The sequence below is a fragment of the Gracilibacillus suaedae genome (assembly GCF_017599345.1).
GTDB classification, from domain to species: domain Bacteria; phylum Bacillota; class Bacilli; order Bacillales; family Amphibacillaceae; genus Gracilibacillus; species Gracilibacillus suaedae.
This window is the reverse complement of sequence record NZ_JAGFVL010000053.1, coordinates 76,502-92,188: the sequence shown is the minus strand read 5'-3', so window position 1 is coordinate 92,188 and position 15,687 is coordinate 76,502. Positions and strand designations below refer to the sequence as shown.

The following is a 15,687-nucleotide window of genomic DNA, read 5'->3' as shown; positions in this document are numbered from 1 at the left end:
TTATCCCCGGAAGAGCACTCCTTGTTCCCTGGAAAGGACATTATCCATGGTAGATCATATTTTAAAAGGAAAAATCTGAACACCATTCCAGTTCTATGTTAAAGAACTTGGAATGATCGTTCAGATTAGTCTTGTTACGCTTTTTTCTCTTTTTTAGCTTTTCTTGAAAACCTTCCTTTAATACGCTCTGATAGGTTATCAAAATACGTATAAACAACCGGAATTAACACAAGTGTAAAGATACTGGATGTCAATAAACCGAAAATAACGGTAACTGCCATTGGTTGTTGCATTTCCGCACCTTCACCATATCCTAAAGCTAATGGAACCATTGCCAGGATTGTTGTTAAAGTTGTCATTAAAATTGGACGGAGCCTTGTTTTCCCGGCTTCAACAATTGCTTCGTGTCGATCCATTCCGCGATTTCGGAGAATGTTTATATAATCAACAAGCACAATTGCGTTGTTAACAACAATACCTGCGAGCATGATCACCCCAATAAATGCCGTAATTGATAACGGAAGACCGGTAATGAACAGACCACCAAACACCCCTACTGCTGTTGCAGGCATGGAAAACATAATGATTAATGGATGCAGGAAGTTTTCAAATTGGACTGCCATAACGGCGTAAACTAAGAAAATCGATAATACTAACGCCAGACCTAAGTCAACAAAAGCTTCTGTCATATCTTCCGCTTGGCCACCAATGGAATAGTCATAATCATCAGGCCAATTGATCTGATTCAAAGCATTTTTTACATTTTGTGATACCGTACCTAGATCACTATCGACAATACCAGATGAAATATTAACTTGTCGCTCCTGATTCTGACGTGTGATGGTTGCGGCACTTTGTACTTGTTCAAAATCCGCTATAGTTGATAAAGGAATAGTTGTTCCTTGTTGATTTTGAATCGATAAATTTTCTAAATCATTAATAGTTGAACGCTGCTCTTCTGGATACATTAATTTGACATTCATTTCTTCTCCGGCTTCACGATACTGCATAATCGTTTGACCAGTGAACCCAAGCTGTACCTGACTCATCACTTCTTGATAGCTTAGACCATATTGCGATGCAAGCTCACGATCAACTTGAATCGCCATTTCTGGTTGTGTATCAGATAGAGATGATGTTGGATTGTAAACACCCTCCACATCTTCTAGTACTGTCAGTACTTGATCTGACAGTTCCTGTAACACTTCCGTTTCTGGACCTGAAATTTGGATTTGGATCGGATCTCCCAATCCAGCACCAGAACTTGCCTCACTAACGGTAATCTCTGCTCCAGCAATATCTTGCAAGTCTTCATCTAATTGTTGTACAACCGATATCGTTGTTTGATCACGTTGATCTGCTGGTACTAGTTGTATTTGATAGGAGGCATCTGAACCACCTGTCATTACGGCTTCTTCCGTATTAGCACTACCTACCGTTACATAACTGACGTCAATCACATCATCGTAATCAGTTAATTTTTCATTAATTTGCTCTGTGATCGCCAGTCGTTTCTCTTCATTTGTACCCGTAGGTGTTTCTACCGTGATACCTATCTGACCTTGATCACCTTCTGGAATAAACGCTGTACCGATAAACGGAATTAAAGAAACACTTGCGATGATGGCAATAACCGTAATCGCAATCGTTGTTTTTCTAAGTTTCAAGGCTTTTTCAATCACTCGTTGATAGCCATTAACTACTTTTTGTAAGAAACGATCGAACCAGTAACGACGACCATTATCCTGCATGGCTTTCGTTAAAAGTTTGGATGATAACATCGGGATTAACGTGACCGCAACCGCAAGTGAAGCAATTAATGCAAACGAAACGGTTAATGCTAATGGTGTAAATAATTCTGATGCCATACCTTCCACGAAAACAATCGGTAAAAATACCACTAACGTTGTCGTTGTTGAAGCAATTACGGCTGGCGCAAGCTCTGAAGCACCTTTTATCGCTGCGTCCTTGATACCATAGCCTTTTTGCCTATATGAGACTATATTTTCGAGAATAACGATGGAGCTATCGACCATCATCCCGATACCAAGGGCGAGACCTCCCATTGTTAATACGTTCAAAGTTTCTCCGGTAAAATACAACAGTACAAACGTGGAAACAATCGCAATTGGGATGGACACCCCGATAACGAGAGTTGCTCTAATACTTTTCAGGAAGAGCAACAATACTAATAAGGCGAAAATACCGCCAAAAATCATATTTTGAATAACAGAATTAATCGATTGTTTAATAAAGTCTGAAGTATCTACTACTACATCAAGACTAACGCCTTCTGGCATATCTTCATTTAAATCATCAATTGCTGCTAATACGTTGTCTGATACTTCTACCGTATTACCATCTGATTGTTTTAGAATACTCAATACAACGGCAGACTCGTTATTAACTAGTGTTGTACCATTTTTTTGTAATGTATCGTTGACATCTGCCACATCTTCAACTGTAATTTGTGCGCCTTGTGGTGTTTGGATAATTGAATGGGCAATGTCATCTACCGAAGTAAACGTACCATCCACACGTAATTGTAAATCCTGCTCACCACGTTGAATCGATCCTGCTGAACCAGATTGATTAGCACCTTGCAGCGCCTGCTGAATCGCTTGTGTCGATACACCATATTGCATCATCGCTGCCCGGTCTAATTCTAATTCTATAACTCTTTCTTCTCCACCTTCGATACTGACAGAAGCAACACCACTTTGGCGTTCAAAATACGGTTGAATGGTATCCTCTGCTACTGTTTGTAATGTATTGGTATCACTACCAGTCAAGCCAACCCACATAATTGGCATTTGATTCGGGTTAAAGCGAAGAACACTCGGGTCATTAGCACCATCTGGCAGTGCTGCTTTTACTTGGTCTACGCTTTCCCGTACCTCTAGTAGAGCGTTATCGAGATTCGTTCCATTTTCGAACATAATGATGACAAGGGAAGAGCCTGTTTGTGATTGTGATTGAATCGTGTTTACCCCTTCGATTGAACTAAGACCGCCTTCAATCGGTTCTGACACTAGTTGTTCGACCTCTTGAGGTGCTGCATCTGGATAGTTGGTCGCAACCACTGCAATTGGTAAATCAATTTCCGGAAAAAGGTCTATCGCTAAATTTCGAACTGATATAACACCCATTGCAATAATAGCGAGGACAATCATGATGACCCCGACTGGCCGTTTAACTGATGTATTGACTAGTTTCATGATTAATCCTCCCCTACTACACTAATTTTACTGCCATCTACAAGGGTCAATTGTCCACTTGTAATGATTTGGTCTCCTTCATTAAGCTCTGCTTGAATAGCTGTTAATTCGGACTGTGTTGCTTGAACGTCTATTTCTACTTTTTTAGCTGTATCATCTTCCACAACATACACAAAAGTATCTTCATTCTCTTCGACTAATGATGCTGTTGGAATTAGTAATGAATCTTCAATTACGGTGTCTTCTAACACAACAGTAGCAATAACGCCTGCTTTATAATGAGTTGTTTCATTATCGAACGACAGGTCAATCGGGAATAGTCCTGCTTCATTAGCAGCGTCTGCCACATATTCAATCTCTGCATCGTGTGTTTCTTCTTCTGCACTTTGTAAGAGAAGGGTAACTTCTTTCCCTTTCTCAAATAAATCTAGTTGTACATCAGGTACTTGTAATTGAACGGTTAACTGTTCCAAATCAATAATCGTTGCTAATGGATCTTGATTGGAAACCATCGATCCGTCTTTTGCTTCCAATTGTGAGATAACTCCATCTGCTGGAGCTTCTACGGTAATGTTCCCTTGTGGGCTGGAGATGGTCGCAATTTCATCATCTTCTTCCACTTTGTCTCCATTTTCCACTTCTAATTCATCAATTTCACCTGCTACAGAAGGAATGACAGGTGTCGTTTGATTCGGCATCGTACGACCATAGAAATTACGTTCCATGACAAGATCGCCTTTCGTTACTTCTCCTGTTTCAACTGGTGTTACGCGTTCTACTTGTTCTTCTTCCTCATCACTGTTTTCCGAACACGCAACTAATGTGATGATAACAATCATCAATAAAAATAATAAACGCTTCATTTTCTTGTCCCCTCTCAATATTTTTATAAGTATGGTCTTAACGATTGAACAATTGGTTTAATAGTTGCATACGATTCTAAATGCTCAATCATACTTTGAATGATAATTTGTTTAGGTTCTGGCTTTTGCCATTCTTCTTCAAGTACATGTAAAGCTTCTGTTATTTGCTGTCTTTCACCTCTTTCCAGTTCTGTGATTTGACCTTTTATTTGCTCGATGACAGCTTGAAATGACTGGTCATTACTTTGTTTAAATCGTTTCAAATCCTGATATTGAAATACAGGAGGATCAGACCTTATTAAAATGTCTTGCACCAAAATATCGATATTTTTGGTGATATAAGCAGCTAGTTGATCTGGATCAAAAGCAATGTCATGAATTGCGATCCATTTTGGATAACCACTCATCATCGCATCAGTTTGGATGATGACATCTACTATGTATGGCTTAAGTTCTTCACCATAAATATTAATTAAACGGTCTTCTATCCAATCATAGCTCTGCTTCAGTAGATTTAAAATTAATTCATCCTTCTTATCACCTAGATGGATATTATCTCGAAAATGTATCATTAAGTATTCCTTGTGTTCTTTAAACAACTGTAGAAATGCACTAATCTGTTTCGTAAATTGATTAAAAGGATCGCTTGACTCAGGTTGTATGTTACTTAGCTTCTGAAGGACTGTCTCTGAATAATATTTGATAATTTCTACAAACAAATCATCCTTTGATTCAAAATGTAAGTAGAATGCTCCTTTGGATACATTACTTTTTTCAGCGATTTCTTGAATAGAGGTAGAGTGGAAGCCCTTTTCTGAGAAGAGTTTCAAACTCACTTCAATCATGCGCTGCTTTTTATTGTCCATGTCTTTGTAGCGCCTCACTTTCTCTAGTACGATTTCCCCTTTATGAATGTTTCATTTTTTCAACTTTCATGAATGACTGGTCAGTCAGTAGTATACTATACCAGTTATCAAGTCGAATATCAAAGGAAAAGCGCTATTAATTAATAGCATAAAAAACCTATCAAAAATCGCTCGAAAATGGCTCTTCAGGCCTAACGAGTCCCGGGTGAATTGAATTCGTCGGTCAATCCACAACATATGTCAGACTTGGCAACTTAGGTTATTATCCCTGTGAAAGTGCAAGATGTGTACCCATAACAATAAACCCTGCTTCTACTGAAACAGGGTTTTAGCTTTCTACTTTAAGTTGACTGCTTTTGATGGTGATCAATTATTCCTGTGGATTATCTTCATCATCAATTGGACCTTCACCATTCTCAACAGCATCTTCCATTTCTTCTTCGGCTTCGTCTAAGTTCTCTTCAACATTTTCACCAATGTCTTCTCCGGTTCCGCCATCAGCGCCACCATTCTCACCTTGTTCGCCACCGTCTGGAGCTTCATCAGTTGGAGCTTCTTCTTGTGGCTGCTCTTCTTCAAGCGGTTGTTCTTCTTCATCTTCATTTGTCGCACAACCAGCTAGTAGAGCTAGTGATAATAACAAAGCTGAAAGATACTTAACGTATTTTAATTCCATGTGATATCCTCCTTTAAGTCGTCTTCAATGGTAGGTTAACCAAATAATCTACAAAATATGCCATAAATTTTATTTATATTTTTTTGTTTTGAATTTTTGGATAGGAGGAGGTTATTCAAATGTGGTGAGACTGGTATTAGAGACATGCAAATCTTTTTTTATAAAGGAATCACGGTGATTTTGATGACTTTCACCTAAAGGTACACTGATGTTCTAGTATCGACGTTGGTCACAGGACGTGACCGAAATTAGTCGATGAATGGGCGATTAAGCCTCTGATTTCACCAATAGTCAAGCCTTCTTGATCGTAAGGCGATTCGGTTTCTGGATAGGCGGATGTAGACAGGAACCCAATTTCTTATACTTTCTCTCACTATTAAAAAGAGAAGCTCCGCAAAGCCTCTCTTTTACTTATTTCACGGCAAATGTAATTTCCGCTTCACAAGCTAGTTCACCGTCTACTGTTGCAACAGCTTTTCCTTTTCCGATCGGTCCTTTAATACGGATGATTTCGACTTCAAGGCGGAGTTGATCTCCTGGTTTTACTTGACGTTTAAATCGGCACTTATCAATTCCCGCAAGAAAACCGATTTTGCCTCTGTTTTCTTCTTTACTCAAAATCGCAACAGCCCCAACTTGTGCTAATGCTTCGACAATTAATACACCAGGCATAACAGGATAGTCCGGGAAGTGTCCTTGAAAAAATGGTTCATTAATAGTTACATTCTTCTTGCCGACAATCCGTTTATCATCTTGTTCGGTGATCACATCCACTAACAGAAATGGATAACGGTGTGGGATCGTATCTTTAATTTGTTCAATATCCATATGTATGACTCCTTTCCTTTATCCACTAAAGTATATCAAAAAGAGGAGAAAAAATCATAGCTTGACAAGAGTCTTTCAATGAAGCTTTGCATTCAGTAATAATTGCTTCAGTTCCTTGGATATCTTCATATTTTAAAAAAAGGGAACGCCTTAGAAGGGTTTTTCCACGGAGCAGAGTTTCTCTTCCGGGGATAATTGCTCTGCTTCCGGGGATAATTGCTCTGCTTCCGGGAATAATTGCTCTGCTTCCGGGGATATCTCCATTTTTCGATGTCCAGCAAAACTTCTAATGGAAATTTAAAAACACGTGAATGCCTATGCAAGATCACGTGTTTTATCAGATCTATCAGTCGAAGTTATTATTCTTTAACGAAATCGATAATGTGTTGCCATGTTTCCCATTTCAAGGCGTCTAACGGGCTGCCATCTCCAAGTATGCTAAAACCTACGATGAGACCGATCATTAAAGCAAATAAACTTAGCACAACAATAATCAAAACCTTCGCCCAAATTGGTATTATGCGACGGACGTATTTTTTCTCTTTTTGTTTTTTCTTATCAGCTCTTTTTTCCTTTTTCGTCTGTGTCTGAGCTTTTTTTTGTTCATCTGCTTTATTTGTTTTTTTATTTGTTGCTTTTGTTTCCTGTGACATACGGGATGACTCCTTATTAAAAACTACACTATCTCAACTGATTAATGAGTCCTCTCATTTGGTCATGCATTGAGATTGTTCGTGCATTAAATTGATATGCTCGTTGCGTTTCGATCATATCTGTTGTTTGTTTTGCTAGGTCTACATTGGAAGCTTCTAATGAACCACTTTCCATTCTTACATCTGCTAATCCAACTTCGTTGATGATTTCATCAAACGGATAATTATCAAGTGATTGTTCAGATAGGCGGAATAAACTGCCCCCTGCCGCTTCTAACAATCGCGGACGTACTGCTTCGACAATCTCCAATTGGCCTTCAACAGCTTGCACACCATTACGTGTCACATTGATTGCACCATTTTCCTCGATTTTCAGATCGTCCATATTATCAGCTAAGACAATCGGTTCCCCACCAGCACCAAGAACAGGATTTCCATCAGAAGTAACGAGCATCACTTGATCTTCTTCCAATGGAGTTAAATAAAAGTTACCTGCTCTTGTATAACGAACTTCTTCTTCACCATTCTCATTAACTGCTACCTGAAAAAGATGGTTGTCTTCCAATAAAGCAACATCAAGGTTACGGTCTGTTACTTGTAATGATCCTTGATCAAAATTAAAATTGGTGTGACCTAGCTTTGCTCCATTCCCAACTCGTAATCCATCTGGTGTTAATCGTCCTTGGGGATTAGTTGGATCAGGCTCGGTGTTGATTTGCTGAGACAGTAAAGAAGAAAAGTTGGCATCACGATTCTTATAGCCTGCTGTATTTACATTCGCAATATTATTCCCGATATTATCTAATCGTTGTTGTAATTGCCCCATCGCTACAGCAGCTTGGAAGGTCATTCTTGTCATTTGCTTCTACCCCTTTTATTATCCAAGTCGCGCAATTTCATTGACTGCTTTGTCTAAACTACGATCGTATTGTTGAACTACTTTTTGGTTTGCTTCAAAACTGCGGTATGCTTGCATCATATCTGTCATTGTTTGTGCGGCATCAACGTTGGAATTCTCTAAATGATTCTGCTGGACATTGAATTGTAAGCCGTCTACACCTCTAGCATCCACTAATGCCTCACCATCTTCTCCAAGCTCAAATAAATCTTGTCCGTTTTTCACTAAATCATTAGGATTGGCACTATAAGCGATCCCAAGTGGCACTTCGCCATCGTCTAGTTGCACCATTCCTTCCGGTGTTACTGTAAATGCTAAGTTGTCCGTATTGATTGGATTCCCCGCATCGTCTAAAACATAATAACCATTAGTCGTTGTTAAATTCCCTTCACCATCAACAGTGAAATTACCGTTTCTCGTATAACGGATATCTCCTTCACCATTTTGGACCGTGTAAAAGATTGATCCGTCTTCATCAGGAGTTTCACCCTGGACTAGGGCCATATCTGTTGAAATACCGGTTTCTTGAAGGCTACCCTGTACGAAATCAGGTATCGTTTCGTGTACATATACCCCGGTGTTAATAGCCCCAATTTCAGTCATGGTTGGTACACTAGTACCCTGCGAATTGGGAATATCACGGTTTTCCATACGTTGAATTAATAACTCCGGAAATGCTCTTAATGGTGTTTGATCTTGTTTATATCCAGGAGTTTGTGCATTGGTCATATTATTGGATAGCACCTCTTGTCTACGTTGCTGTGCCATCATTCCATTTGTAGCTGTGTAAAAACCTCTTAGCATGAGTCGAACTTCCCTCCTAATGACGCAAAAAACTTGTTTATGTCTAGCTTCAGCGCCAGCGACTAGTGGACTTCCCTCAGCTCTGTACGATAAGTCATCATCAGTTCCTTCGTCACTGTGATTCCTTTATCTCCTACACTTCAGTCCAGTCCATGGGTCGCTAAACGGGCGCTTATGCTTTTCTTATGTATTAAACAATCGAACGCTCTAGTTTATCAATGTTATCTAACATAATGCCTGTACCTTTTGCTACACAATTCATTGGTTCTTCCGCTAAAAGAACTGGTACTTTTAATTCTTCTGCGAGCAATTGGTCTAAACCATTTAACAATGCACCACCACCGGTTAGAATAACACCTCTGTCAATAATATCTGCTGATAATTCTGGTGGTGTTTTTTCTAAAACGGTCTTCGCAGATTGTACAATTAATGAAATCGATTCTCTTAACGCTTCTTCTACTTCTTCGGAACGGATCGTAATCGTTCGAGGTAAACCTGTTACCATATCACGACCGCGAATATCGATTTCTTCATTGCGAGCACCTGGAAATACAGTTGCAACATTAACTTTAATATCTTCTGCTGTTCTTTCACCGATTAATAATTTATATTTACGTTTTACATATTGAAGAATTTCACCATCGAATTTGTCCCCAGCCATCTTGATCGATTGAGCCGTTACGATATCTCCCATCGACAGTACAGCGATATCTGTTGTTCCACCACCGATATCCACGACCATGTTCCCGCTTGGTTGGAAAATATCCATACCTGCACCGATTGCCGCTACTTTTGGTTCTTCTTCTAAGTAAACTTTTTTACCGCCGGATTTTTCTGCCGCTTCTTTGATTGCTTTTTGTTCTACCTTGGTAATGTTTGTTGGGCAGCAAATTAGCATTCTTGGCTTCGATAAAAATCCTTTGACATTAATTTTGTTAATAAAATATCTAAGCATTGATTCTGTTACATCAAAATCTGCGATGACTCCATCCTTGAGCGGACGAATTGCTTCGATATTACCTGGTGTACGGCCAACCATACGGCGTGCTTCTTCACCAACCTCTAATACTTTACCGGTATTGCGATCCATCGCAACAACGGACGGCTCATCCAGTACAATACCTTTTCCCTTCACATGAATAAGTACATTCGCAGTTCCTAAATCTATTCCAATATCTCTTGAAAACATGAACGATTATCCTCCCTATTTCATAACCTTAACTTGAGATTTATGTCGATCAATTAATGATGTTTATGTAGACTGCTAGTAGATGTCTTTTCTCTATTATGGTACATAATACCTCTAATTATATATAATATCATAAAATGCTGAATATCGTTATATATTTCCATAAAAAAATGTCGTTATTTTATATTTTTACTGGATTTTTGCGAAAAATAGCTGATAGCAAGGAGTATCTGTTATTAGTATGGTGTTCATCTGAAGGTATATGTATGAATTAGAGAGGATATCATTTAGGTTATTTAGTTAATAGTTCTTCTGTTTCCGGCGGTGCTTTTTTACCATTAAGCTGATATTTCATTTTGGTTGCTTCTCCACCACGAAGGTGTCGAATTGCTTTATGGTGGCTTAGTATGTTTTTGACTTCGTTTGCCAGCTCTGGATGTATTTCTGGTAATCGTTCTGTCAGGTCTTTGTGTACTGTACTTTTTGAAACTCCAAATTCCTTGGCGATAACTCGAACCGTTTTCTTCGTTTCGACAATGTACCTTCCAATCCTTAATGTTCTCTCTTTGATGTAGTCATGCACATCACTCGCCTCCCCAAAGTTGTCAGTCCAAGGTGTGAACAGAGACAAGTCCTACCTATAAAATTATCCACAATACCGACGAATAGCATCCTCACCTTAGACAAATAAAAGATAATTTGTACCATCATATTAAACAGCACATCCCATTATGACAGTAAATTTTGCGTCAGCATACGAGTCAGAGAGGATTGGACGATGTAATTAAAAAGAGTGATGGCTTTCGCCATCACTCTTTTTAACCAATATCACCGTAATCTGGATCAAACTTTTTTACGAACTTCATAGACATTTCTCCCACTCCCATATTTTCTTTATATTCCTAAACCTTCTGAAGCCCTCAGTGGCAACCTTGCGAAAAAGTGATCACTCCTTTTCTCCATAAAGTATTGATAAGAATATATGAAAAAATGTTGCTTCTTTGTTGCTAAGCCTAAGTAATATTGTGTAAACGGGGTTATTGTGTCTAATTGTTCCAACAAATTTGTTGCTTTTTCGTAGTTCCCTTTTGCTATTTCTAAGTGTGCTCGTTCAATCGGATCGTTAGTAAAAACCCCTTTCACTCTTCCGAAGTGTGCACAAATAAACGGATAAATATGTGAATCAATATCTTCTAAAGTGTCTGCATCGTTTAAGCAATTAGCTATGTATTTTGCTTCTTCGATATGATAGACACTAGATTCAAAATCTTCATATATATAACTGAGTGCTAAGTCTAGGTGGAGACGTGCTTTTGATTTGATATGATGAGGCATTTGTAACGCTTCATAAGCGTTCTTTCTTGCTAAAATTAACTCATTTCTCTTCCAATAGTAGTGAAATAATAAGTTCTTTATTCTAATCTGGAAGAATGTAATAAATAGTGGATTGTCTAGATGACGTAGATATTTCTGAATTTTATTTAGATAGTAACCGATTCGTTCGTAGTTATATACTTTTTTATCTATTTCAATATACAAAAAGTATTTTAAACACCTTAATTCAGGATGTTGAACGGAAACCGTTTTCGATTGAGTTCTGATCTCATGAACAGGTTTACCATTTTTTAAATCTAGCATGAACTGATAAAGTATCGCTAATCCTTGATTTAATGGATTCATACTTTCTTTGTTCACTTCTATAAAATATTGTAATTCATGGTAGCATTGGTTAATATAAAAATACTCTAGAGCTAATCGTTTATCTAAGTCAGAATTGCTTTGATGCAGGAATTCCTTTGCTAATTCCAATTGTGCTGCTTCGTCACTATCTAGACTGATCAAGGTTAAAAATTGAGGAAATTGCAGTTGCTTTTCTGATTCAAAATAGTCGAGCATTGTCCCGATCTTTGTTTTTGTATTTGATTGTGCCATAATCTATCTCCTTTCACAGTTACTTATTATTTCATAATCGAGAAATTATGCAATAGGTTTTTTGCTAGAATCGTTCGTCAAATAGTTATCGATATCGACACTATTTGATTGTTTTTCATAGCTTGTAAGTAGAATATGTAAGAATAGCGTTGAAAAATGAAAATCTCCCTACCTTTTTCACAGGTAAGGAGATTTGGTTTACGCATGTTCCATTGCGCTCGATGATTCTGTTTCATTTTCAGCATCTGAATTGTCTTCTGATTCTGTTGCGTTCTCATCTTCAGCTGAACTGTCATCTTCTGTTGATGCTTCATTTTCCTCTGAACTTTCTTCTTCCGTCGGTGTATTATTTTCTTCTGAATTTTCTTCTTCCTTCTCTTCATCTTCTGCAGCTGGTTCCTTGTCTTCTTCTTCACCCTTGTCAGGTCCGATAATTTTATTAATTGGTTGATTAATAAAATGCTCTGGATTGACTGGTGTTCCATCTTTTCTCACTTCAAAGTGAACGTGGACACCATTGTCTTGACCGAGTGTATTCTGTCCAGCTGTTCCAATGGTTTCTCCTTGCTTGACTTCGTTACCCTCTTCAGCAAAAACTTCATCTAAACTAGCATAGTATGTGGAAACCCCATGCTCATGCTCCATCTTCACCACATTACCTAGTAATGGATCTTGCTTCACTTCTGCTACCGTTCCAGACAATGACGCTGTCACATCAAATGCCTCATGGTCATCAGTCGAGATTGCAATCCCATCACTTTGATAGAATTTGTTTTGGTGTGAAATGAGCGCCTGTTCTTGTTCTTCTGCATCTGCTCCATAATCATAAAATTTGGTCACGATTTCCACTTGCAAGTCTTCGGAAACTGGCATCTCTAGTACTTCCTGTTGTTGCATGACAGTAGTTGCATCTTCTTCATCTTGTGCATCTTGATCTTCACTTAGATCATCTAGTTGATTTTCCATGTCTTCTGCTAAGTCTGGCCCTTGATTTGCAGCATTTTGATACCATAGAACCCCTGTTAAAAGTAGAGCAGCTACCGCTAGATATACAGCAGGAAAAAACCATCTTTTCTTGAAGATACGTTTCCAACTATTTTTTGAAACGTTCTTGTTTTCCTCCATTATGCATCACCTCAGCAACCATTGTGATCATAAAGAGGAAATTTTATACATGTTTTTTTTATTTTTTTGCTAAAAGGGTTGGAGTTGCTTGTTCTAGCGTGCTTACTTGTACCCCCTGATAGTAATGTTCAATGATCTCTTCATAGTTTTTCCCTTCTTGTGCCATCCCATTTGCGCCATACTGACTCATTCCCACACCATGACCATAGCCTTTCGTTGTAAAGACATAATGATCATCTTTTCTAGTAATTGTGAAATCACTAGATGGCAGTTGAAGATAATCGCGGATATCTCGCCCTGAGAAGGATTCTCCACCAATTGTTGCTGTCTCTACCCTTTTACTTTCTGTTCTTGTCAATTGGAAATCTTCTACTGAGTTAGAAAGATCGATGTTTAATTTATCTTCCAAGTCAGCTACCGTAAATATTTTCTGATCAAAGAATTTAGGAGATACTTCTTCATCCCAAGGACTTTCAACCGATCGCAAATAAGGCAGTTCACCTTCCCAATAGTCTTCGGAATTTTCTGTAAAGCCATTACTTGTCGAAAAAAACGATGCGGTGATTGGTTCATTACTATAGGTGATTATCTGTCCTTGAGTAGCTGCGACTGCTTCGGTAATTTTGTCGATTTTCCAATGGTAGTCACTACCCCATACTTGCCTAAGTTCATCTGTATTTTTATATACTTGATGTTCGACAGTATCTTTCACATCAGCGCCATCAGCAAGTTCCTTCGGGTTCTCTTGCATCAGAAAACGAATAATAAAAGTTCTTGCTGCTAATGCCTGTGCTTTTAATGCTTCGATTTCAAAATCTGCAGGCATTTCGGAGGCAACCACATGTGTCACGTACTCTTCTAAGGGGACTTGTTCCACTTCATTTGTTTCCGTGCGTAATACATGGATATCAAAAGGAGATTCTAATGAAATGGCTGTTTCGTCTTCTGCAGTGCTTGCTGTTGCTGTTGCTGTTTCTACAGATGCTTGAGTTGCATCATCCTCTGTGAACGGTATCACGATAAGGGTTGGGATGATAAACATAAATGTGAGTAATGTCGAAAGGATGATAATAGTTGGTAATTTCCAGTTAGTTGATGTTTTTTTGTTTTGCCATCTGGCCATGGCTAACCTCCTCTGTGTTTCTTATGTTTCTACTCTATCTTATTCAGAAGAATAGGAGATTAGAACAATGAAAAACTTAAGTAGAGAATAGGCTTGGACAATTATTGTCCTGCTATCAGTTGACAGATTCCTAATGTATAATAAAAAGAGGACAAGCTTCTATTAAAGCTGTCCTCTTTTTATTATTGTACTTCTACTTGTTGTTGTACTTCGGTTATGATAGTAGTTTCTCCTTGAGTGACTCTTTCAATGTCCGCTCCCAGGTTAGCAAATTTCTCTGTAATATCTACATATCCTCTATCGATATGGTGTAGAGAAGTTACACGGGTATATCCTTCTGCTACTAATCCTGCTAAAATTAAGGCTGCTCCGGCACGTAAATCAGTCGCAGCGACTTCTGCCCCTTGAAGGCTAACAGGACCCTCTACGATGACGCTACGGCCTTCTATTTTTAATTTTGCATTCATTCTACGGAATTCCTCAACATGCATAAAACGGTTTTCAAAAACAGTTTCTGTAATCACTCCAGTACCTGATGCCTGTAACATCAATGCCATCATTTGTGATTGCATATCTGTCGGAAATCCTGGATGTGGCAATGTTTTGATATCCGTAGCTTTCAATCTCTTTGGTCCGATAACACGAATACCACTTTTCTCTTCATTAATTTTAACGCCCATCTCTTCCATTTTGGAAACAAGGGCACGAATATGCTCAATTTCAGCGTTTTCTATTAAAACATTACCACCTGTAATAGCTGCTGCTACCATAAATGTTCCTGCTTCGATACGGTCTGGAATAATCGTATGCTCTACTCCACGAAGCTTGTCGACACCTGCAATTTTAATTGTCTCTGTGCCGGCACCTATAACATTAGCACCCATTTTGTTTAAATAATTTGCTAAATCTACTATTTCCGGTTCTTTAGCAGCATTTTCAATAATTGTTTTCCCTTTTGCAAGTGCTGCTGCCATCATAATGTTTTCTGTTGCTCCAACACTAGGCATATCTAAATAAATTTTAGCCCCTTTTAATCTATCTTTCGTAGAGACTTCGACAAAGCCATTGCCAACATGGACATCTGCCCCCATAGCTTCAAACCCTTTTAAATGTAGATCAATTGGTCGTGATCCAATTGCACAGCCACCTGGTAATGCTACCTTCGCATGACCATATCGTGCTAAAAGAGGTCCTAAAACTAGGACAGATGCACGCATTTTTCTAACATATTCAAAAGGCGCCTCCGTTAATAATGGTTTGGTTGCATCCACTGTTACGGTATTCCCTTGATAGTGAACTTCTGCATTCATATGCGTTAAAACTTGGTTTATGGTGTGTACATCTGCCAATGCAGGTACTTCGTGTATAATGCTTTTTCCTTCACTTGCGATTATGCTTGCGGCGATGACAGGCAGTACGGCATTCTTTGCTCCTTCAATTCTTACAGTACCATTTAACTGCCTACCACCACGTACGATGATATTTTCCAAGGCTCATTCTCCTCTGTAGACC

General features: G+C 38.6%; 14 protein-coding genes. All 14 read right to left on the bottom strand.

Translation table 11 applies throughout. From position 1 onward, the window contains the following. Window positions 1–134: 134 nt before the first annotated feature. The gene (locus tag J5J03_RS15650) at window positions 135–3,218 is read right to left on the bottom strand and encodes an efflux RND transporter permease subunit (protein WP_208590761.1); all 3,084 of its coding nucleotides are present in this window, start codon (window positions 3,216–3,218) and stop codon (window positions 135–137) included. Between the two features lie 2 nt (window positions 3,219–3,220). Beyond that, window positions 3,221–4,081, bottom strand: a complete 861-nt coding sequence (locus tag J5J03_RS15645) for an efflux RND transporter periplasmic adaptor subunit (protein ID WP_208590760.1) — start codon at window positions 4,079–4,081, stop codon at window positions 3,221–3,223. A 23-nt stretch (window positions 4,082–4,104) separates the two neighbouring features. After that, window positions 4,105–4,947, bottom strand: coding sequence for a TetR/AcrR family transcriptional regulator (locus J5J03_RS15640; protein WP_208590759.1), 843 nt, complete (start codon window positions 4,945–4,947; stop codon window positions 4,105–4,107). Window positions 4,948–5,317: 370 nt separating this feature from the next. Then, window positions 5,318–5,623, bottom strand: a complete 306-nt coding sequence (locus tag J5J03_RS15635; protein WP_208590758.1) for a hypothetical protein — start codon at window positions 5,621–5,623, stop codon at window positions 5,318–5,320. A gap of 411 nt (window positions 5,624–6,034) precedes the next feature. Continuing rightward, window positions 6,035–6,451: a 3-hydroxyacyl-ACP dehydratase FabZ gene (gene fabZ / locus J5J03_RS15630; protein WP_208590757.1), complete on the bottom strand. Its 417-nt coding sequence runs from the start codon at window positions 6,449–6,451 to the stop codon at window positions 6,035–6,037. Between the two features lie 359 nt (window positions 6,452–6,810). Next, complete coding sequence (locus J5J03_RS15625) at window positions 6,811–7,104, bottom strand: DNA-directed RNA polymerase subunit beta (RefSeq protein WP_208590756.1); 294 nt, start codon at window positions 7,102–7,104, stop codon at window positions 6,811–6,813. Window positions 7,105–7,132: 28 nt separating this feature from the next. Next, window positions 7,133–7,963, bottom strand: coding sequence for a flagellar hook-basal body protein (locus J5J03_RS15620; RefSeq protein ID WP_208590755.1), 831 nt, complete (start codon window positions 7,961–7,963; stop codon window positions 7,133–7,135). 18 nt (window positions 7,964–7,981) lie between these two features. After that, window positions 7,982–8,806: a flagellar hook-basal body protein gene (locus tag J5J03_RS15615; RefSeq protein ID WP_208590753.1), complete on the bottom strand. Its 825-nt coding sequence runs from the start codon at window positions 8,804–8,806 to the stop codon at window positions 7,982–7,984. Window positions 8,807–8,996: 190 nt separating this feature from the next. Beyond that, complete coding sequence (gene mreB, locus J5J03_RS15610; protein ID WP_208590752.1) at window positions 8,997–9,995, bottom strand: rod shape-determining protein; 999 nt, start codon at window positions 9,993–9,995, stop codon at window positions 8,997–8,999. 292 nt (window positions 9,996–10,287) lie between these two features. After that, window positions 10,288–10,578: a sporulation transcriptional regulator SpoIIID gene (gene spoIIID, locus J5J03_RS15605; protein ID WP_163578483.1), complete on the bottom strand. Its 291-nt coding sequence runs from the start codon at window positions 10,576–10,578 to the stop codon at window positions 10,288–10,290. Window positions 10,579–10,889: 311 nt separating this feature from the next. Continuing rightward, window positions 10,890–11,927, bottom strand: coding sequence for an AimR family lysis-lysogeny pheromone receptor (locus J5J03_RS15600; protein ID WP_208590751.1), 1,038 nt, complete (start codon window positions 11,925–11,927; stop codon window positions 10,890–10,892). A gap of 198 nt (window positions 11,928–12,125) precedes the next feature. Further along, the gene (locus J5J03_RS15595; RefSeq protein ID WP_208590750.1) at window positions 12,126–13,052 is read right to left on the bottom strand and encodes a M23 family metallopeptidase; all 927 of its coding nucleotides are present in this window, start codon (window positions 13,050–13,052) and stop codon (window positions 12,126–12,128) included. Between the two features lie 58 nt (window positions 13,053–13,110). Beyond that, the gene (gene spoIID / locus J5J03_RS15590; protein WP_208590749.1) at window positions 13,111–14,175 is read right to left on the bottom strand and encodes a stage II sporulation protein D; all 1,065 of its coding nucleotides are present in this window, start codon (window positions 14,173–14,175) and stop codon (window positions 13,111–13,113) included. 182 nt (window positions 14,176–14,357) lie between these two features. Next, complete coding sequence (murA, locus tag J5J03_RS15585) at window positions 14,358–15,665, bottom strand: UDP-N-acetylglucosamine 1-carboxyvinyltransferase (protein ID WP_208590748.1); 1,308 nt, start codon at window positions 15,663–15,665, stop codon at window positions 14,358–14,360. Window positions 15,666–15,687 lie beyond the last annotated feature (22 nt).

What these genes read in the sequence shown, in the direction of transcription:
- J5J03_RS15615 (WP_208590753.1), bottom strand. Translation starts at nt 8,806, where the DNA reads ATGCTAAGAGGTTTTTACACAGCTACAAATGGAATGATGGCACAGCAA.
- J5J03_RS15645 (WP_208590760.1), bottom strand. Translation starts at nt 4,081, where the DNA reads ATGAAGCGTTTATTATTTTTATTGATGATTGTTATCATCACATTAGTT.
- mreB (WP_208590752.1), bottom strand. Translation starts at nt 9,995, where the DNA reads ATGTTTTCAAGAGATATTGGAATAGATTTAGGAACTGCGAATGTACTT.
- J5J03_RS15595 (WP_208590750.1), bottom strand. Translation starts at nt 13,052, where the DNA reads ATGGAGGAAAACAAGAACGTTTCAAAAAATAGTTGGAAACGTATCTTC.
- J5J03_RS15625 (WP_208590756.1), bottom strand. Translation starts at nt 7,104, where the DNA reads ATGTCACAGGAAACAAAAGCAACAAATAAAAAAACAAATAAAGCAGAT.
- fabZ (WP_208590757.1), bottom strand. Translation starts at nt 6,451, where the DNA reads ATGGATATTGAACAAATTAAAGATACGATCCCACACCGTTATCCATTT.
- J5J03_RS15650 (WP_208590761.1), bottom strand. Translation starts at nt 3,218, where the DNA reads ATGAAACTAGTCAATACATCAGTTAAACGGCCAGTCGGGGTCATCATG.
- J5J03_RS15600 (WP_208590751.1), bottom strand. Translation starts at nt 11,927, where the DNA reads ATGGCACAATCAAATACAAAAACAAAGATCGGGACAATGCTCGACTAT.
- J5J03_RS15640 (WP_208590759.1), bottom strand. Translation starts at nt 4,947, where the DNA reads ATGGACAATAAAAAGCAGCGCATGATTGAAGTGAGTTTGAAACTCTTC.
- J5J03_RS15620 (WP_208590755.1), bottom strand. Translation starts at nt 7,963, where the DNA reads ATGACAAGAATGACCTTCCAAGCTGCTGTAGCGATGGGGCAATTACAA.
- spoIID (WP_208590749.1), bottom strand. Translation starts at nt 14,175, where the DNA reads ATGGCCAGATGGCAAAACAAAAAAACATCAACTAACTGGAAATTACCA.
- J5J03_RS15635 (WP_208590758.1), bottom strand. Translation starts at nt 5,623, where the DNA reads ATGGAATTAAAATACGTTAAGTATCTTTCAGCTTTGTTATTATCACTA.